Genomic DNA, 17,111 nt, shown 5'->3' on the forward strand with positions numbered 1-17,111 from the left:
GCGGCAGCGGCAGGCGGCTCAGGGCCTGATGCTGAAGACGTCGGCATCCAGGTTGGCAGGGAAGCGCTCGCGGTAGGCCGCCAGCTCCGTTGCGCTCAAGGCGATGTGGAACACACCGTCGGCATCCCCGGCCGCCAGCAGGCTGTCACCCTGGAAATCCAGGACCTGGCTGTCACCGGAATAGGCGTGGCCCTTGCCGTCCTCGCCGACCCGGTTGACCGCCGCGACATAGCACAGGTTCTCGATGGCCCGCGCCGGCAGCAGTCGGTTCCAATGCAGGCGGCGCGCGGCCGGCCAGTTGGCGGTGTAGAGCAACAGGTCGGTGTCCTGGGCGTCGCGGCTCCACACCGGGAAGCGCAGGTCGTAGCAGACCAGCGGGCGAATTCGCCAGCCCTTCCACTCCAGCAGCACCTGGCGTTCACCGGGCGTGTAGTGCTTGTGCTCGCCGGCCATGCGGAACAGGTGGCGCTTGTCGTAATACTGCACGTCGCCATCCGGCCGCACCCAGAGCAGGCGGTTACGGTGGCTGCCGTCGGCGGCGCGGATGATCACGCTGCCGCAGACGATGGCATCGAGCTTCGCCGCCTGTGCGCGCAACCAGGCGTAGGTCTCGCCCTCCTCCGCTTCGGCCAGCGTCTCGGACTCCATGGAGAAGCCGGTGGTGAACATTTCCGGGAGGATCACCACGTCGGCGCCGCGTGCCTTCTCCAACAGCGCGTCGAAACGCTCGCGGTTGGCCTTGGCGTCGTGCCAGACCAGCGTGGTCTGCACCAGGGCGAGCTTGAGATCGGGCAATTGGCTTAGATCGCGCATAGTCTTTCCGCCGCCTGGCGCAGCGTCTCCTCTTTCTTGGCGAAGCAGAAGCGCACCAGGCGCATGTCCGCCGGGGCCTGCTGGTAGAACACCGAGACCGGGATAGCGGCGACGCCGTGCTCGCGCGTCAGCCATTCAGACATGGCGACGTCGTCCAGGTCCGGACGGATCGCCGAATAGTCGACCACCTGGAAATAGGTACCGGCCGCACGTTGGAAGCTGAAGCGCGAGCCACCCAGCAGATCGCAGAACAGATCGCGCTTGGCCTGGTAGAACGCCGGCAGTTCACGCAGATGCTCGGGATGCGCGGCCATGAAGTCGGCCAGCGCCCACTGCAGCGGCGTCACACCGCAGAAGTTCACGTACTGGTGGATCTTGCGCATTTCGGCCGACAGCGCCGGCGGCGCCACCACATAGCCGGTCTTCCAACCGGTGACGTGGTAGGTCTTGCCGAAGGAGCTGACCACGAAAGCGCGGCTGTACAGCTCGTCGTGGGCCAGCACGCTGGCGTGCTGCACGCCGTCGTAGATCAGGTGCTCGTAGACCTCGTCGCTGATGACGTAGATCTCACGATCACGGATCAGCTGCGCGAGCCGGTCCAGGTCGGCGCGGTCGATCAATGCGCCGCTGGGGTTGTGCGGGCTGTTGAGGAAGATCAGTCGAGTGCGCGGGGTGACGGCATCGGCCAGACGCTGCCAGTCGATGCGGAAGTCCGGCTGGCTCAGGGCGACATGCACGCAGCGGCCACCGGCCAGTTCCACCGAAGGCTCGTAGCTGTCGTAGCAGGGATCGAGCACGATGGCCTCGTCGCCCGGCCGGATCAGCGCCTGCACCGCGCAGAAGATGCCTTCCGTCGCTCCGGGGACGATCGTCACTTCGGCATCGGCGCTGACAGAGCGGCCGTAGAGGCTGGCGACCTTGGCCGCGACCTGCTCGCGCAGCGCCGGCAGGCCGGTCATCGGGCTGTACTGGTTGTGTCCGGCCATCACATGGCGGGCGACTGCTTCGAGCAGCGGCGCGGGGCCGGGGAAGTCCGGGAAACCCTGGGAGAGATTCAGCGCGCCGCTTTCGGCGGCGAGCTGGGACATGCGGGTGAAGATAGTGGTGCCGACATTCGGCAGTTTGCTGGTGAGCATGGCGTGACTACAGGCTGCGGGCGATGGAGGGAAGCCCTACTCTATCGCCTGCAGCTTGCGGTCTGAAGCCCGAAGTCGCTATTAGCGCTTATCTTTCCGCTTCTTCTCGGCTTTCTTGTGGTGCGACATCAGGCGGCGTTTCTTGTTGACCTGGCGTTCGGTGAGCTGGGTCTTCTTGCCCTCGAACGGGTTGTCACCACCCTTGTACTCGATGCGGATCGGCGTACCGACCAGCTTGAGCACGCGGCGGTAGGTCTTCTCCAGGTAACGCGTGTAGGCCTTGGGCACCGCGTCGACCTGGTTGCCGTGGATCACGATCAGCGGCGGGTTGGCGCCACCCAGGTGCGCGTAGCGCAGCTTGATGCGGCGACCGTTGACCATCGGCGGCTGGTGGACCTGGACGGCGTCTTCGAGGATCTGCGTGAGCTTGCTGGTGGGCCAGCGGGTCACGGCGGAGCGGAAGGAGTCCTGCACCGACTTGTACAGGTGGCCGACACCGGTGCCGTGCAGCGCGGAGATGAAGTGGATGTCGGCGAAGTCGGCGAACATCAGCCGGCGTTCCAGCTCGGTCTTCACGTAGTCGCGCTCGCCGGACTCCATGCCGTCCCACTTGTTCAGGGCGATGACCAGCGCGCGGCCGGTCTCCAGCACGAAGCCGAGCAGGTTGAGATCGTGCTCGACCACGCCTTCGCGGGCGTCCATGACGAAGATGACCACGTTGGCATCCTGGATCGCCTGGAGGGTCTTCACCACGGAGAACTTTTCCACCGCTTCGAAGATCTTGCCGCGGCGGCGCACGCCGGCGGTGTCGATCAGGGTGTACTTCTCGTCGTTGCGCTCGAAGGGGATGTAGATGCTGTCGCGGGTGGTGCCGGCCTGGTCATACACAATCACCCGCTCTTCACCGAGCATGCGGTTGACCAGGGTGGACTTGCCGACGTTCGGGCGGCCGATGATGGCGATCTTGATGCCATCCTTCTCGCTCGGGCCGGGGATACGCTTGGCTTCCTCGCCCTCGGCAACCTCTTCCAGCTCGCTGGGCAGGTCGTTGTCTTCCGGGGCTTCGGGCTCGGGCGCGAACATCTCGCCCAGGGCTTCCTGGAGCATCTGGGTGATGCCGCGGCCGTGGGCGGCGGCGATCGGGATCGCATGCCCCAGGGCCAGCGGGCTGAACTCGGCGCGGGCGATGTCCGGATCGACGGTGTCGACCTTGTTGGCCACCAGGTAGGTACGCTTGTTCTTCTTGCGCAGGTGCTCACCGATCATCTCGTCGGCGGCGGTGAGGCCGGCGCGGGAATCGACCATGAACAGCACGGCATCGGCCTCTTCGATGGCCTGCAGCGACTGCTCGGCCATCTTGGCGTCGATACCTTCCTCGTCACCGGAAATACCGCCGGTATCGATGACGATGAATTTCTTGCCCTGCCACTTGGCCTCGCCGTACTGGCGATCGCGGGTCAGACCGGCGTACTCGGCGACGATGGCGTCACGGGTACGGGTCAGGCGGTTGAACAGGGTGGACTTGCCGACGTTCGGGCGACCCACCAGGGCTATTACGGGAACCATGCGGCTCTCCAGGAAAATTCAGAATTTCAGAAAACACGACGGCCGCTGCCGTCTTCACGGCAGCGGCCGGCAGTAACACTCAGCTTAGCGGAGTGTGTAGGCGACCAGCTTGCCGCTGTTGCCGAACACATACATCCAGTTGCCGACCACCAGCGGGCGAACCCGCACGCCGTCACCGTCGACCTTTTCGCGGCCCACGAAACGACCATCCACCTGACTCAGCAGGTGTACGTAACCTTCCAGGTCACCCACCACCACGTTGCTCGAGAACACGGCCGGAGCGGACAACTGGCGGCGAGCCAGGGCGTCGTTGCTCCACAGCGAGGACGAACCGCGGGAATCCAGGCTTTCGACAGTGCCGCTGGCCTGGCTGATGAACACGCTGCCAGTGCCTTCGGCGACGCCGACGTAGCTCGAAGCTTCGCGCTGCCACAGCACGCGACCGCTGCGCACGTCCAGCGCCGCGGCACGGCCCTGGTAGCTGGCAACGTAGAGCACATCGTCGACCAGCAGCAGGCCGCCGTCGATGTCGACCACGCGGTCCAGCTCGGAACGGCCTTGCGGGATCGCAACGCGCTGTTCCCAGACTGGCAGGCCACGCTCGACGTCAACCGCGACGACCTTGCCGCTTGCCAGACCGGCCAGCGCCAGGCGGCCAGCGATCAGCGGAGCGCCAGTGCCGCGCAGGGTCAGGACCGGAACGGTGCTTTCGTAGATCCAGCGCTGGTTGCCGCTGGCGGCATCGAAGCCGATCAGCTTGTCGTCCTGGGTCTGCACCACCACCACGTCACCGTTGGTGGCCGGGGCGGCGAGCACTTCGCTGGTGACCTTGGCGCGCCACTTCTGCTCGCCCGAACCGGAGTCCAGAGCAATCACGTCGCCGCGCATGGTACCCAGCAGGACCAGGCCGTTGCCCACGCCGACCGCGCCGGACACCGGCAGGTCGAGGTCTTTCTTCCAGAGCACTTCACCGCTTTCGCGCTGGATCGCCATGACCCGGCCTTCGGCGGAAGCGGCGTAGATGGTCTGACCGTCTACGGCGGGCTCGAGAAGGTTGTAGAGATCGCCCTGGCCGTCACCGACCGAGCGGCTCCACTGTTTATCCAGGCGAACCTCTTCCTTGAAGTCGGTCAGTTCGGCCGGAGGCAGTTCTTTCTTGCTATTGCTGCTGCAACCTACGGCCAGCAGAGTCAGCGCCAGCAGTGCAACATGTTTCCAGCGCAGCATCTCAGGCATCTCCCTTGGCCAGGTCGTCGAGTTTCATCTGCAGGGCGCCAACAGCGGCGTCTTCCGGCAGGGCGGCCTTGGCTTTCTCGTAGGCTGCGCGGGCATCGTCGTCACGCTTGAGCTGCACCAGCAGGTCGCCGCGCAGTTCTTCGCGAGTCGCCACGTAGGCCTTGTCGACGTTGCCGTCGAGCAGCTTCAGACCTTCCTCGGCCTTGCCCTGAGCAGCCAGGACACGGGCCAGGCGCTGACGGGCCAATTCGCCAAGGGTGGCGTCGACCGGCTTGTCAACCACGGCCTTGAGCTCCAGGGCCGCGTCATCGAGCTTGCCACTGTCCACCGCCACCTTGGCGACGAACAGGCGACCGTATTGAGCGTACGGCGTACCGGCGTATTCGCTGGTGAGCTTGTTGGCGAGCTCAGCGACCTTGGCGGTATCCGGCTTGCCCGTCGGGTTCAGCGCGGTTTCCAGCAGGGCCTGGTAAATGATGGAGGCGCCCTGGGACTGGTTGGTCTGGTATTTCTTCCAGGCTTGCCAGCCGAACACCACGATCAGCGCCAGTGCGGCACCGGTCAGCAGGGGCATGCCATTGCGCTGCCACCAGTCCTTGATGTCAGCCAGTTGTTCTTCTTCGGTACGCGTACTCACCCCAATACTCCTATCCGCTCGATTCTCAGGCCTGCTGCAAGCAGGCTGCCAGGTGCTCAGGCAGAGCATCCCAGGCGACATTCTGTTGTTCGCCCTCGCCACGCAGGGGCTTGAAACCTACCACGCGGTTGGCCAGTTCGTCGTCACCCAGAATCATTGCGAACTGTGCACCGCTCTTATCTGCCTTCTTGAACTGGCTCTTGAAGCTGCCGGCGCCGGCGTTGACCAGCAGGCGAATACCCGGAATGGCCTCACGCAGTTGTTCGGCCAGGGTCAGTGCGGCCAGCTCGGCCGGCTCGCCGAAGGCGCAGACGTAGAGGTCGGCCGGGCGGTTCAGCTCGGCCGGGACCACACCCAGGGTCTCGAGCAGCAGCACCAGGCGCTCCACGCCCATGGCGAATCCGACACCCGGGGTCGGCTTGCCGCCGAACTGGCTGACCAGGCCATCGTAACGGCCCCCACCACAAACGGTGCCCTGGGCGCCGAGCTTGTCGGTGACCCATTCGAACGCGGTGCGGCAGTAGTAGTCCAGGCCGCGCACCAGCTTCTGGTTGATCTCGTAGCGCAGGCCGACCGCATCCAGGCGAGCCTTCAGGCCCTCGAAGTGGGCGATCGACTCTTCGTCCAGGTAGTCGTGCAGGGTCGGCGCGCCGACCAGCAGTGCCTGGGTGCTTTCGACCTTGCTGTCGAGGATGCGCAGCGGATTGGTGGTCATGCGGCGCTGGCTGTCTTCGTCCAGTTGGTCGAAGCGGTCCTTCAGATAGGCCACCAGGTCGTCGCGATAGCGCGCGCGGGCTTCGCTGGAGCCCAGGGTGTTCAGTTGCAGGGTCACGGCGTCGGCCATGCCCAGCTTCTGCCACAGGCGCCAGGTGAGGATGATCAGCTCGGCATCGATGTCCGGGCCGGGCAGGTTGAAGACTTCCACGCCGATCTGGTGGAACTGGCGGTAGCGCCCTTTCTGCGGCTTCTCGTAGCGGAACATCGGGCCGGTGTACCACAGCTTCTGCACCTGGCCACCGCCCGACAGACCGTGCTCGAGCACGGCGCGCACACAACCCGCGGTGCCTTCCGGACGCATGGTCAGGGATTCGCCGTTGCGGTCGAGGAAGGTGTACATCTCCTTGTCGACCACGTCGGTGCCTTCACCGATGCCGCGGGCGAAGAGTTCGGTGAACTCCAGGATGGGCAGGCGGATCTCGCTGTAGCCGTAGCTGTCCAGCAGGCCGGCGAAAGTGCGCTCCAGATAGCGCCAGGCCGGGGTCTGTTCCGGCAGGATGTCGTTCATGCCACGGATGGCTTGCAGGGACTTGCTCACATAGGGTCCTTGTTGCGGTCAGCCGCGCACGATGAGTGCGGCGTCGGCCTCGGCCTTCTCGGCCGCTTTTTCGCGGATCAGCCGTTCCAGCTCATCCACCAGGTTTTCGTTCTGCAGCTTCTGCGCCGGCTTGCCGTCGATGTAGATCAGGTTGCTCGGCGTGCCGCCGGTAAGGCCGATGTGGGCCTCCTTGGCTTCGCCTGGGCCGTTGACCACGCAGCCGATGACGGCGACGTCCAGTGGAACCAGCAGGTCCTCGAGGCGGCCTTCCAGCTCGTTCATGGTCTTCACTACATCGAAGTTCTGCCGCGAGCAGCTCGGGCAGGCGATGAAGTTGATGCCACGGGAGCGCAGGCGCAGCGACTTGAGGATGTCGAAGCCGACCTTGATCTCTTCCACCGGATCGGCGGCCAGGGAGATGCGGATGGTGTCGCCGATACCCTCGGCGAGCAACATGCCCAGGCCGACGGCGGACTTCACGGTGCCCGAGCGCAGGCCACCGGCTTCGGTGATGCCCAGGTGCAGGGGTTGTTCGATTTCCTTGGCGAGCAGGCGGTAGGCGGCGACGGCCATGAACACGTCGGAGGCCTTCACGCTGACCTTGAAGTTCTGGAAGTCCAGGCGGTCGAGGTGATCGACATGGCGCATGGCCGACTCCAGCAGCGCTTCCGGGGTCGGCTCGCCGTACTTCTTCTGCAGGTCTTTTTCGAGGGAACCTGCGTTGACGCCGATGCGGATCGGGATGTTCTTGTCCCGCGCCGCATCCACCACCGCCTTCACGCGGTCTTCGCGACCGATGTTGCCCGGGTTGATACGCAGGCAATCGACGCCCAGTTCGGCGACGCGCAGGGCGATCTTGTAGTCGAAGTGGATATCGGCGACCAGCGGGACTTTCACCTGCTGCTTGATCTTGCCGAAGGCTTCGGCAGCATCCATGTCCGGCACGGAGACGCGGACGATGTCGGCGCCGGCGTCCTCGAGACGGCGGATCTGCGCGACAGTGGCGGCCACATCCAACGTATCGGTGTTGGTCATGCTCTGCACGGCGATGGGGGCATCCCCACCCACCGGCACGTTACCCACCCAGATCTTGCGGGACAGGCGACGTTTGATCGGAGACTCGCAATGCATCTTACTGTCCACCCAACTTCAGGCGCGCGGTACCGCCGCGCGCTGGCGTGACTTCGACGGGCTGGCCGTTGTAGCTGACCTGTGCACCCTGGGCGAAGCCCAGGCGTACCTGAACCGGAGCCTTGGCGGCAAGCTCGATCGCATCACCCTTGCGCTTGAGGCCCTCCAGCACCACCTTGCCGTCGGCATCGGTGACCTGGGTCCAGCAGTCCGCGGTGAACTGCACCTTGACCACGCCCTGGCCTGCACTGGCGACGACCGGAACAGCAGGTGCCGGGGCTTCTGTCGGCGCGACAGGAGCAGCAGGTGCGGCAGGTTGCTGGGCAGTCGGCTGCTGCGCGGGTACGGCAGGAACGGCAGGAGCGGCAGGAGCGGTTTCAGCGGCAGCGGGTACACCCGGAACGGTCGGGGCAACCGGGTTGGTCGCAACCGGCGGGGTGCCCTCGGCGGGCGTCTCGGCGACGCCACTGTCACCCGCCGGCTCGGAGGGAACCGGCGGCGTATTGGCCTGATCTTCGGCCACAGCCTGATCTTCCGGCTCGTCGAGGGTATGTATCTCGGTGGTGCCGTCGGCGCTCTCGACCTCGACGTGCTCCATGTTCAGGTTGCCGGTCTCCGCCGGACGGGAGGCACGCTCCTGCCACCAGAAGTAACCGAAGCCAATCAGCAGGGCGAGCAGCAGGAGGCTGAAACCACGCAAGAGGTTGCGCGACAGGCGTACCGGCTCGACGACGCGCCCCAGGGCCTGCACGTTGCTGCCCGTGGCATCGGTGCCGGTGTACTGGTCGAAGGCGGCGACCATCTGGGCCTGGTCCATGCCCAGCAGCTTGGCGTAGGCGCGGATATAGCCACGCGCAAAGGTATGACCTGGTAGTTGCTCGAAGGAGCCCTGCTCCAGCTGGCGCAAGGCGTTCTCGGTCAGGTTCAGCTGGCCCGCCACCTGCGTGGTGCTCCAGCCTTTGTTTTCGCGCGCTTGGCGCAGCACTTCGCCAGGGTTGGCGCGGGTCGTGCCGATGACATCGGACTGCGACGTATTCATTATTTATCCGCCTGGTATGCCTGGTATTCAGGAGAAGCGGGATACAGGCGCTTGAGTTGCAGCCCGTAGCTGGCAGCGGTATCCCGGTCGTCGAAAATCTTCGCCAGTCGAATCCCCAGCAGCAGGCTGCGCGCGGTCTGCGGGCCTTGCTTGAGGTATTCCTCATAGAAGGTGCGAGCCGGTACGTACTCGCGATCCTGGTAGTTCATTTCGGAAAGTTCGAGCAGCGCATTGGGCTGGTTGCGGTTCAGGCGAACCGCCTTCTCGAAGAATTGCTTGGCCTGCGCACGGTCGTTCAGCTTCAGGCTGACCAGACCGAGGTTCTCGAAGATGCGCGAGCGCTCTGAATAAAGGCCGTCTTCGGTGGCCTTCATGTAGGTGTCGTAGGCTTCCTTGTAGCGTTTCTGCTCGAACAGGAAGCTGGCGTAGTTGTTCAGGATGCGCGCGTCACCCGAGCGCGCGGACAGCGCCTTGCGGTACTCGCTCTCAGCGAGTTTGGGCTCCATCTCGGTCTGGTACACCACAGCCAGGGCGGCATGGGCATCGGCGCTTGACGAATCGATATCCAGGGCCTGGCGAAGAGGTATCTTGGCCTGCTCGGTATTACCCATCTGCAGGTAACCGATGCCGAGCTGGATGTACGCGTCACGCGCCTCGTCCCGGCCCTTCTCGGTTTTCAGAGGATCCTGTTTACCAGTCGTCACGCAACCCGTCAGCACGGTTGCCAACAGTAAGAACAGCGCGGCGCGCAGGGTCATCGGAATCCTCCCTAGTTCAGTTTCGATTGGCAGCGGGTGCGGCCTGGTCGGCATCGGCAGCCAGCTGGCGTACGGCGATGTAACGTTCGCTGCGGCGGGTGCGGTCCATCACCTGGCCCACCAGTTGCCCACACGCGGCGTCGATGTCTTCGCCACGGGTGGTGCGTACGGTCACGTTGAACCCGCCCTTGTGCAGCATGTCCTGGAAACGGCGGATGGCATTGTTGCTCGGCCGCTCGTAACCCGAATGCGGGAACGGATTAAACGGAATCAGGTTGATCTTGCAAGGGAAATCCTTGAGCAATGCGATCAATTGCTCGGCATGCTCGGGCTGGTCGTTCACATTGGCCAGCAATGTGTACTCGATGGTCAGCACGCGCTCCTTGCCCAGACGCGTGATGTAGCGATAGCAGGCGTCGAGGAGCATCTCCAGCGGGTACTTCTTGTTGATCGGTACCAGCTTGTTGCGCAGTTCGTCGTTCGGTGCGTGCAGCGACAGGGCCAGGGACACGTCGGTCACTTCGGCCAGCTTGTCGATCATCGGCACCACGCCGGAGGTGGACAGGGTCACCTTGCGCTTGGAAATGCCGTAGCCGAGGTCTTCCATCATGATGCCCATGGCACTCACGACGTTGTCGAAGTTCAGCAGCGGCTCGCCCATGCCCATCATCACCACGTTGGTGATGGCACGGTCGATCTTGCCCGGGATGGTCCCGAACGATTGGTTGGCGATCCACACCTGGCCGATGATCTCGGCGGAGGTCAGGTCGCTGTTGAAGCCTTGCTTGCCGGTGGAGCAGAAGCTGCAATCCAGCGCGCAACCGGCCTGGGACGACACGCACAGGGTGCCGCGGCCGCCTTGCGGGATGTACACGGTCTCGACACAGCTGCCCGAAGCCACGCGTACCACCCACTTGCGGGTACCGTCAGAGGAAATGTCCTGGCTGACGATCTCCGGAGGACGAATTTCGGCAACGGCCTTGAGCTTTTCGCGCAAGGCCTTGCCGACGTTCGTCATGGCGTCGAAATCGACGGCGCCAAAGTGGTGAATCCATTGCATCACCTGGCCGGCGCGGAAGCGCTTTTCACCGATGGACTCGAAGAATTCCTCGAGCTGGGGCTTGGTCATGCCCAGCAGGTTGGCCTTTACAGCGGTATCAGTCATGGATTCACCCTCGCTCATTCACTGACGGATCAGCGAATGCGCTCGCACACCTCGGTGCTGGAGAAGAAGTAAGCGATTTCGCGAGCTGCGGAAGCTTCCGAGTCGGAACCGTGTACGGCGTTCTCGTCGATGGAAACGGCGAAGTCGGCGCGGATGGTGCCGGCGTCGGCTTTCTTCGGATCGGTGGCGCCCATCAGTTCACGGTTGCGCAGGATGGCGTCTTCGCCTTCCAGAACCTGAACGACGACCGGACCGGAGGTCATGAAGGAAACCAGGTCCTTGAAGAAGGGACGCTCTTTGTGTTCAGCGTAGAAACCGCCAGCTTCGCGCTCGGACAGTTGAACCATCTTCGAAGCGACGACGCGCAGACCGGCTTTCTCGAAGCGGGTCAGGATTTCGCCGATGACGTTCTTGGAAACAGCGTCGGGCTTGATGATGGAGAAGGTACGTTGCAGGGCCATGGAAATAACTCCGGAAAGCAAGGTTGGTAAAGCCAAGAAGCCCCTGGCATGGCCAGGAGCTCCTGCGATTCTAGGGTTTGCCGCGCGCCACGCCCGTTGGGCGGCAGCCGCGAAACCGGCCCGACTGCGACAGGGCCGGCGACTGGAAAATTCCCCTGGGGAAATTTTCGACAGCTCACCTAAAGATAAAACCCGCGAATTATACGCGGGTTCATGACAAATGGGTACGCGGCTCTGGTGAGCCGCGCCCTCAGTCGGCTTCTTCGATCCAGGCGGCCTGGATGGCTTCCAGGACTTTTTCTCCGCCACGGGAAGGATCGTCGCTGAACTCCGGCAATGCCAGCACCCAGCGATGCAGATCGACGAAGTTCACATAACGCGGATCGACATCCGGCTTGGACTCGGCCAGCTGTATGGCGATTTCGAGCACATCAACCCATTTCAAGCTCATGTCGATGCCCTCAGTGACCTTCGGAAACCTGGTTGATGGTGTATTTCGGAATTTCCACCACCAGATCCGTTTCACCCACCACCGCCTGGCAGGACAGGCGCGAGTCCGGCTCCAGGCCCCAGGCCTTGTCCAGCATGTCGTCTTCCAGCTCGTCGGAGCCTTCCATCGAGTTGAAGCCCTCGCGCACGATCACGTGGCAAGTGGTGCAGGCGCACGACATCTCGCACGCATGCTCGATCTCGATGCCATTGCGCAGCGCCGCCTTCATGATGGTTTCGCCCGGCTGGGCTTCGATCACGGCGCCTTCCGGGCAGTGTTCGGCGTGGGGCAGAAAGACAATCTGCGGCATCTCGCTTATTCCTCGATTTCGTTGAGCCGGCGACCGGCCAGTGCGGCTTTGACGGTGGCGTCCATACGGCGCGCGGCAAAGGCGTCGGTCAGCTGGGACAGACGCTTGATCTGTTGTTCGATGGCAGCGGTATCGCCGCCGGTGGCCAGCTCGCGCAGGGAATCCATGCCAGCATCGATCACCAGGCGCTCATCGGCGTCCAGCAAGCGCTCGCCGTCGACATCCAGCGCCGACTGCACGGCTTCCAGCAAGCGCTGGGCCTCGACCTGCTGCTCGCGCAGGGCGCGGGCGGCCAAGTCGTCGCCGGCGTACTGGAAGGAATCCTGCAGCATGCGGGCGATCTCGCCATCGGTCAGTCCGTAGGACGGCTTGACCTGGATGCTTGCTTCGACGCCCGACGACAATTCACGGGCGGAAACGCCCAGCAGGCCGTCGGCATCGACCTGGAAGCTGACACGGATCTTCGCCGCGCCGGCCACCATCGGTGGGATGCCACGCAGCTCGAAGCGCGCCAGGGACCGGCAGTCCTTGACCAATTCGCGCTCGCCCTGCAGCACATGGATCATCATGGCCGTCTGGCCATCCTTGTAGGTGGTGAATTCCTGGGCACGCGCCACCGGAATGGTGGTGTTGCGCGGAATTACCTTCTCCATCAGCCCGCCCATGGTTTCCAGGCCGAGCGACAGGGGAATCACGTCAAGCAGCAGCAATTCTTCGCCGCGCTTGTTGCCGGCCAAGGCATCAGCCTGGATGGCTGCACCAATGGCGACGACTTGATCCGGGTCGATATCGGTCAACGGCTCCCGGGCGAACAGATCGCCCACCAGCTCGCGGACGCGGGGTACGCGGGTGGAACCGCCAACCATGACGACGGCGCTGACCTCTTCCAGTTCCACGCCGGAATCACGCACCGCACGGCGGCAAGCTTTCAGGCTGCGCTGGATCATCGGATCGATCAGGGCATCCAGCTGGGCTCGACTGAGCTGGCCACTCCAGCTGTCATATGTGACAGAGACAGAGGCGCTGTCGGTCAGCGCTTCCTTCGCCGCGCAGGCAGCCTGCAGCAGGCGGCGCTGGGCGCCCGGATCGAGGTCGGCCGAGATGCCGGACTGCTCGATGACCCAACCCGCGATGGCATGGTCGAAATCGTCGCCGCCCAGCGCGGTATCGCCGCCGGTGGCCAGGACTTCGAAGACGCCTCGGGTCAGACGCAGAATCGAAATATCGAATGTACCGCCACCCAGGTCATATATGGCGACCACGCCCTCGGCATTCTTGTCGAGGCCGTAGGCCACCGCCGCAGCGGTCGGCTCGTTGAGCAGGCGCAGCACATGCAGGCCAGCCAGACGCGCGGCGTCCTTGGTGGCCTGGCGCTGGGCGTCGTCGAAATAGGCGGGAACAGTGATCACGGCGCCAACCAGTTCGCCACCCAGGGTGGATTCGGCGCGCTGGCGCAGGACGCGGAGGATTTCAGCCGAGACCTCCACCGGGCTCTTGGCGCCCTGGACAGTCTCGATGAAGGGCATGTGCGATTCGCCCTGGGTGAAGCGATACGGCAGTTGGCCGCCCAACTGCTTCACGTCTTCCAGGCCGCGCCCCATCAGGCGCTTGACCGAGATGATGGAGTTCAGCGGGTCCTGGGACGCCGTGGCGCGAACGCCCTCGCCCACCTCGATGCGATCAGCGAGATAGCGCACCGCGGAAGGAAGGATCACCTCGCCGCGATCATCGGGCAACGGTGCTGCGACGCCGCTGCGTACGGCAGCGACCAGGGAATTCGTGGTGCCCAGGTCGATCCCCACCGCCAGGCGACGCTGGTGTGGCTGGGGACTCTGTCCGGGCTCGGCGATCTGCAGTAGGGCCATGCGGTTTCTAATCAGGCTATCGGGCGCGGCACGGGCCGCGCGGATTAATCGTCGAGTCGCTCTTCCAGCTGCCGCACTTCCTGCGCCAGCTTGTCGAGGAACTGCATGCGACGCACCAGGCGTTCGGCCAATTCGCGACGGGCCGCGTCATCCCAGCAGTCGGCGAAGTCCGCTTCCAGCTGCTGCTGGGCGGTCTTCAGCTGACGCTTGAACTGCGCCACACCGTCGAGATCGGCGCTGTCCTGCAGATCTTCCAGATCCTCGCGCAACTGCATCTGCTGCAGGAGGAACTCCGGATCCTGCACCGTGGCTTCCAGCGGCAACGCATCGCCACGCAGGGCCAGCAGGTACAGGGCACGACGCGGAACGCTCTTCAGCGTCTGGTAGGCATCGTTGAGCTCGGCGGCCTTGGACTGCGCCAGTCGCTGCTCACGCTCGGAAGCATCGGCAAAACGGTCCGGATGGACGGTTCGTACCAGCTCACGGTAGCGGTTGCCGAGGGCTTCCAGATCGATCCGGAAGCCCGGCTGCAGGTCGAACAGCGCGAAGTGACAGGGACTACCCACACCCGGCCTCAGACGTTGAAGCTTTCGCCGCAGCCACACTCACCGCGCACGTTCGGGTTGTTGAACTTGAAGCCCTCGTTGAGGCCTTCCTTGGTGAAGTCCAACTCCGTGCCGTCGAGGTAAACCAGGCTTTTCGGGTCGATGATGACCTTCACGCCGTGGCTCTCGAAGACCTGGTCCTCGGCTGCCAGTTCATCGACGAACTCCAGCACGTAGGCAAGACCGGAACACCCGGTGGTGCGCACGCCAAGACGAATACCCTCGCCCTTGCCGCGCCCTTCGAGGGAGCGGCGTACGTGATTGGCGGCGGATTCGGTCATGCTGATGGCCATGGGAACTCCTTACTCAACGAATCGCTTCAGAGCAGACCTTTCTTCTGCTTGTAGTCGCGCACGGCCGCCTTGATGGCGTCCTCGGCGAGCACCGAGCAGTGGATCTTCACCGGCGGCAGGGCCAGTTCTTCGGCAATAGTGGTGTTCTTGATGGATTCGGCTTCGTCCAGGGTCTTGCCCTTCATCCACTCGGTAGCGAGGGAGCTGGAGGCAATGGCGGAGCCGCAGCCATAGGTCTTGAACTTGGCGTCTTCGATGACACCCTGCTCGTTGACCTTGATCTGCAGGCGCATTACGTCGCCGCAGGCAGGAGCACCGACCATGCCGGTGCCGACATCCGGGTCTTCGGCGTTGAGCTTGCCGACGTTGCGCGGGTTTTCGTAGTGGTCGATGACCTTTTCACTGTAAGCCATGGCTAATCCTCACTTCTACGGGGCGGGTCAGTGGGCCTGCCATTCGACCTTGGACAGGTCGACACCCTCTTTGAACATATCCCACAGCGGCGAGAGTTCACGCAGCTTGGAAACGGCTTCCACCACCTTCTTGGCGGCGTAATCGACCTCTTCTTCGGTGGTGAAGCGGCCGAAGCTGAAACGGATGGAGCTGTGCGCCAGTTCGTCGTTGCGACCCAGCGCGCGGAGCACGTAGGACGGCTCCAGCGAGGCCGAGGTGCAGGCGGAGCCGGACGACACGGCCAGATCCTTGAGCGACATCATCAGCGACTCGCCTTCGACATAGTTGAAGCTGACGTTGAGGATGTTCGGCGCGTAGGAAACCGGGCTGCCATTGAGGTACAGCTCTTCCAGGTCCTGCACCTGATCGAAGAAGCGCTTGCGCAGGCCTTCGATGCGGGCCATTTCCTGGTGCATTTCTTCCTTGGCAATGCGGAAGGCTTCGCCCATGCCGACGATCTGGTGTGTCGCCAGGGTGCCCGAACGCATGCCACGCTCGTGGCCGCCGCCGTGCATCTGGGCTTCCAGACGAACACGTGGCTTGCGGCGCACATACAGTGCGCCCATGCCTTTGGGGCCGTAGACCTTGTGGGCGGAGAAGGACATCAGGTCGACCTTGAGTTTCTCGAGGTCGATGTCCACCTTGCCGGCGGATTGAGCGGCGTCGACGTGCAGCAGGATGCCGCGCGAGCGGGTCAGCTCGCCGATGGCGGCGATGTCGTTGATGCTGCCGACTTCGTTGTTCACGTGCATGACCGAGACCAGGATGGTGTCGTCACGCAGGGCGGACTCGACCATCGCCGGGGTGATGATGCCCTCGGGGGTCGGCTCCAGGTAGGTGACCTCGAAGCCTTCGCGCTCCAGCTGGCGGCAGGTATCCAGGACCGCCTTGTGCTCGATCTTCGAGGTGATGATGTGCTTGCCCTTGGTCGCGTAGAAGTGCGCGACACCTTTGACGGCAAGGTTGTCGGACTCGGTGGCACCGGACGTCCAGACGATCTCGCGGGGATCGGCATTGACCAGCTCGGCGACCTGGCGACGGGCATTCTCAGCCGCTTCCTCGGCCTTCCAGCCGAAGACGTGGGAGCGCGAGGCCGGGTTGCCGAAATTGCCGTCAACCAGCAGGCAGTCGGCCATTTTCTGAGCGACACGCGGATCCACCGGGGTGGTGGCGGAGTAGTCGAGGTAAATCGGCAATTTCATCAGGTAACTCCTACAGGCGGGCGTTCGCTCAATCGATGGCGGACGCTTCAATCTTGTCGAGGCGCGGCGTCTTGCTGCCCGAGCAGCGACGCTCGTCCTGGCGCTGGGCCACCTCTTGAACTTCGCGGCGCTCGACCAGGTCGGCCAGGCTGATACCGCTGAGGAACTCATGAATCTGCTGGCTGAGGTCGCACCACAGGTGGTGGGTCAGGCAGGTATCGCCGGAGTGGCAGTCACCCTGGCCCTGGCAGCGAGTGGCGTCCACCGACTCGTTGACCGCATCGATCACCTGGGCGACGTGGATGCCGGTCATGTCACGGGACAGCTGGTAGCCGCCGCCGGGACCGCGCACGCTGACCACCAGGTTGCCACGGCGCAACTTGGCGAACAGCTGTTCCAGGTAGGACAGAGAGATACCCTGGCGCTCGGAGATATCGGCGAGAGAAACCGGGCCACGCTGGGCGTGCAACGCCAGATCGAGCATGGCGGTGACGGCATAGCGGCCTTTGGTGGTCAATCGCATGGGGAAATCCGGAAGAATCGCTGGTATGGCGGGAGTATGCTCTTTTCCGACTATTTAAGTCAACTATAAGACCTATTACTTTAGTCGGATTTAGCCAGCGAGCGGCGACGTAT

19 protein-coding genes are annotated in these 17,111 nt (G+C 63.8%); all 19 read right to left on the reverse strand.

Annotated features, from left to right (window positions below; genetic code table 11):
• Window positions 1-18: 18 nt before the first annotated feature.
• The 19 genes from JVX91_RS27010 to iscR all read right to left on the reverse strand — a co-directional run bounded on the left by JVX91_RS27010 (window position 19) and on the right by iscR (window position 16,998).
• Entirely contained in the window at window positions 19-813 is a 795-nt protein-coding gene (locus tag JVX91_RS27010; RefSeq protein ID WP_205337103.1) for an amidohydrolase, read from the reverse strand.
• Complete coding sequence (locus JVX91_RS27015; protein WP_205337104.1) at window positions 801-1,949, reverse strand: pyridoxal phosphate-dependent aminotransferase; 1,149 nt, start codon at window positions 1,947-1,949, stop codon at window positions 801-803. Before JVX91_RS27015 ends, JVX91_RS27010 begins: the two co-directional genes overlap by 13 nt.
• Window positions 1,950-2,030: 81 nt before the next feature.
• On the reverse strand, window positions 2,031-3,515 hold the full coding sequence (gene der / locus JVX91_RS27020; RefSeq protein ID WP_205337105.1) for a ribosome biogenesis GTPase Der: 1,485 nt from the start codon (window positions 3,513-3,515) through the stop codon (window positions 2,031-2,033).
• 84 nt (window positions 3,516-3,599) lie between these two features.
• Complete coding sequence (bamB, locus tag JVX91_RS27025) at window positions 3,600-4,742, reverse strand: outer membrane protein assembly factor BamB (RefSeq protein ID WP_205337106.1); 1,143 nt, start codon at window positions 4,740-4,742, stop codon at window positions 3,600-3,602.
• 1 nt (window position 4,743) lies between these two features.
• Window positions 4,744-5,388, reverse strand: a complete 645-nt coding sequence (locus JVX91_RS27030) for a YfgM family protein (RefSeq protein ID WP_205337107.1) — start codon at window positions 5,386-5,388, stop codon at window positions 4,744-4,746.
• A gap of 25 nt (window positions 5,389-5,413) precedes the next feature.
• On the reverse strand, window positions 5,414-6,703 hold the full coding sequence (gene hisS / locus JVX91_RS27035; protein WP_205337108.1) for a histidine--tRNA ligase: 1,290 nt from the start codon (window positions 6,701-6,703) through the stop codon (window positions 5,414-5,416).
• An 18-nt stretch (window positions 6,704-6,721) separates the two neighbouring features.
• Window positions 6,722-7,834: a flavodoxin-dependent (E)-4-hydroxy-3-methylbut-2-enyl-diphosphate synthase gene (gene ispG, locus JVX91_RS27040; RefSeq protein WP_205337109.1), complete on the reverse strand. Its 1,113-nt coding sequence runs from the start codon at window positions 7,832-7,834 to the stop codon at window positions 6,722-6,724.
• A 1-nt stretch (window position 7,835) separates the two neighbouring features.
• Complete coding sequence (locus JVX91_RS27045) at window positions 7,836-8,873, reverse strand: RodZ family helix-turn-helix domain-containing protein (RefSeq protein WP_205337110.1); 1,038 nt, start codon at window positions 8,871-8,873, stop codon at window positions 7,836-7,838.
• Window positions 8,873-9,631, reverse strand: a complete 759-nt coding sequence (gene pilW, locus JVX91_RS27050; protein WP_205337111.1) for a type IV pilus biogenesis/stability protein PilW — start codon at window positions 9,629-9,631, stop codon at window positions 8,873-8,875. The genes JVX91_RS27045 and pilW overlap by 1 nt, the downstream gene beginning before the upstream one ends.
• Window positions 9,632-9,647: 16 nt before the next feature.
• Window positions 9,648-10,796 (reverse strand): 23S rRNA (adenine(2503)-C(2))-methyltransferase RlmN, encoded by a 1,149-nt coding sequence (gene rlmN, locus JVX91_RS27055; protein WP_205337112.1) that lies wholly within the window; start codon window positions 10,794-10,796, stop codon window positions 9,648-9,650.
• Between the two features lie 29 nt (window positions 10,797-10,825).
• On the reverse strand, window positions 10,826-11,257 hold the full coding sequence (gene ndk, locus JVX91_RS27060; RefSeq protein WP_024762960.1) for a nucleoside-diphosphate kinase: 432 nt from the start codon (window positions 11,255-11,257) through the stop codon (window positions 10,826-10,828).
• A gap of 250 nt (window positions 11,258-11,507) precedes the next feature.
• Window positions 11,508-11,708 (reverse strand): Fe-S cluster assembly protein IscX, encoded by a 201-nt coding sequence (iscX, locus tag JVX91_RS27065; protein WP_017522288.1) that lies wholly within the window; start codon window positions 11,706-11,708, stop codon window positions 11,508-11,510.
• Between the two features lie 10 nt (window positions 11,709-11,718).
• Window positions 11,719-12,057 (reverse strand): ISC system 2Fe-2S type ferredoxin, encoded by a 339-nt coding sequence (gene fdx, locus JVX91_RS27070; RefSeq protein WP_205337113.1) that lies wholly within the window; start codon window positions 12,055-12,057, stop codon window positions 11,719-11,721.
• Window positions 12,058-12,062: 5 nt separating this feature from the next.
• Entirely contained in the window at window positions 12,063-13,922 is a 1,860-nt protein-coding gene (gene hscA, locus JVX91_RS27075) for a Fe-S protein assembly chaperone HscA (protein ID WP_205337114.1), read from the reverse strand.
• Window positions 13,923-13,966: 44 nt separating this feature from the next.
• A complete protein-coding gene (gene hscB, locus JVX91_RS27080; RefSeq protein WP_205337115.1) occupies window positions 13,967-14,488 on the reverse strand; it encodes a co-chaperone HscB in 522 nt (173 codons plus the stop codon).
• 8 nt (window positions 14,489-14,496) lie between these two features.
• Complete coding sequence (gene iscA / locus JVX91_RS27085) at window positions 14,497-14,820, reverse strand: iron-sulfur cluster assembly protein IscA (RefSeq protein WP_017522292.1); 324 nt, start codon at window positions 14,818-14,820, stop codon at window positions 14,497-14,499.
• A 26-nt stretch (window positions 14,821-14,846) separates the two neighbouring features.
• Window positions 14,847-15,233: a Fe-S cluster assembly scaffold IscU gene (gene iscU / locus JVX91_RS27090; RefSeq protein ID WP_192435189.1), complete on the reverse strand. Its 387-nt coding sequence runs from the start codon at window positions 15,231-15,233 to the stop codon at window positions 14,847-14,849.
• Window positions 15,234-15,260: 27 nt separating this feature from the next.
• On the reverse strand, window positions 15,261-16,475 hold the full coding sequence (locus tag JVX91_RS27095; protein WP_205337116.1) for an IscS subfamily cysteine desulfurase: 1,215 nt from the start codon (window positions 16,473-16,475) through the stop codon (window positions 15,261-15,263).
• A gap of 28 nt (window positions 16,476-16,503) precedes the next feature.
• Entirely contained in the window at window positions 16,504-16,998 is a 495-nt protein-coding gene (gene iscR / locus JVX91_RS27100) for a Fe-S cluster assembly transcriptional regulator IscR (protein ID WP_152225360.1), read from the reverse strand.
• Window positions 16,999-17,111 lie beyond the last annotated feature (113 nt).

Source organism: Pseudomonas sp. PDNC002 (genome assembly GCF_016919445.1).
Taxonomy (GTDB): domain Bacteria; phylum Pseudomonadota; class Gammaproteobacteria; order Pseudomonadales; family Pseudomonadaceae; genus Pseudomonas.

Excerpts from the sequence above, each read along its gene's own strand:
- JVX91_RS27010 (WP_205337103.1), bottom strand. The coding sequence starts at position 813 with ATGCGCGATCTAAGCCAATTGCCCGATCTCAAGCTCGCCCTGGTGCAG.
- JVX91_RS27015 (WP_205337104.1), bottom strand. The coding sequence starts at position 1,949 with ATGCTCACCAGCAAACTGCCGAATGTCGGCACCACTATCTTCACCCGC.
- der (WP_205337105.1), bottom strand. The coding sequence starts at position 3,515 with ATGGTTCCCGTAATAGCCCTGGTGGGTCGCCCGAACGTCGGCAAGTCC.
- bamB (WP_205337106.1), bottom strand. The coding sequence starts at position 4,742 with ATGCTGCGCTGGAAACATGTTGCACTGCTGGCGCTGACTCTGCTGGCC.
- ispG (WP_205337109.1), bottom strand. The coding sequence starts at position 7,834 with ATGCATTGCGAGTCTCCGATCAAACGTCGCCTGTCCCGCAAGATCTGG.
- JVX91_RS27045 (WP_205337110.1), bottom strand. The coding sequence starts at position 8,873 with ATGAATACGTCGCAGTCCGATGTCATCGGCACGACCCGCGCCAACCCT.
- pilW (WP_205337111.1), bottom strand. The coding sequence starts at position 9,631 with ATGACCCTGCGCGCCGCGCTGTTCTTACTGTTGGCAACCGTGCTGACG.
- rlmN (WP_205337112.1), bottom strand. The coding sequence starts at position 10,796 with ATGACTGATACCGCTGTAAAGGCCAACCTGCTGGGCATGACCAAGCCC.
- ndk (WP_024762960.1), bottom strand. The coding sequence starts at position 11,257 with ATGGCCCTGCAACGTACCTTCTCCATCATCAAGCCCGACGCTGTTTCC.
- iscX (WP_017522288.1), bottom strand. The coding sequence starts at position 11,708 with ATGAGCTTGAAATGGGTTGATGTGCTCGAAATCGCCATACAGCTGGCC.
- fdx (WP_205337113.1), bottom strand. The coding sequence starts at position 12,057 with ATGCCGCAGATTGTCTTTCTGCCCCACGCCGAACACTGCCCGGAAGGC.
- hscA (WP_205337114.1), bottom strand. The coding sequence starts at position 13,922 with ATGGCCCTACTGCAGATCGCCGAGCCCGGACAGAGTCCCCAGCCACAC.
- iscA (WP_017522292.1), bottom strand. The coding sequence starts at position 14,820 with ATGGCCATCAGCATGACCGAATCCGCCGCCAATCACGTACGCCGCTCC.
- iscU (WP_192435189.1), bottom strand. The coding sequence starts at position 15,233 with ATGGCTTACAGTGAAAAGGTCATCGACCACTACGAAAACCCGCGCAAC.
- JVX91_RS27095 (WP_205337116.1), bottom strand. The coding sequence starts at position 16,475 with ATGAAATTGCCGATTTACCTCGACTACTCCGCCACCACCCCGGTGGAT.
- iscR (WP_152225360.1), bottom strand. The coding sequence starts at position 16,998 with ATGCGATTGACCACCAAAGGCCGCTATGCCGTCACCGCCATGCTCGAT.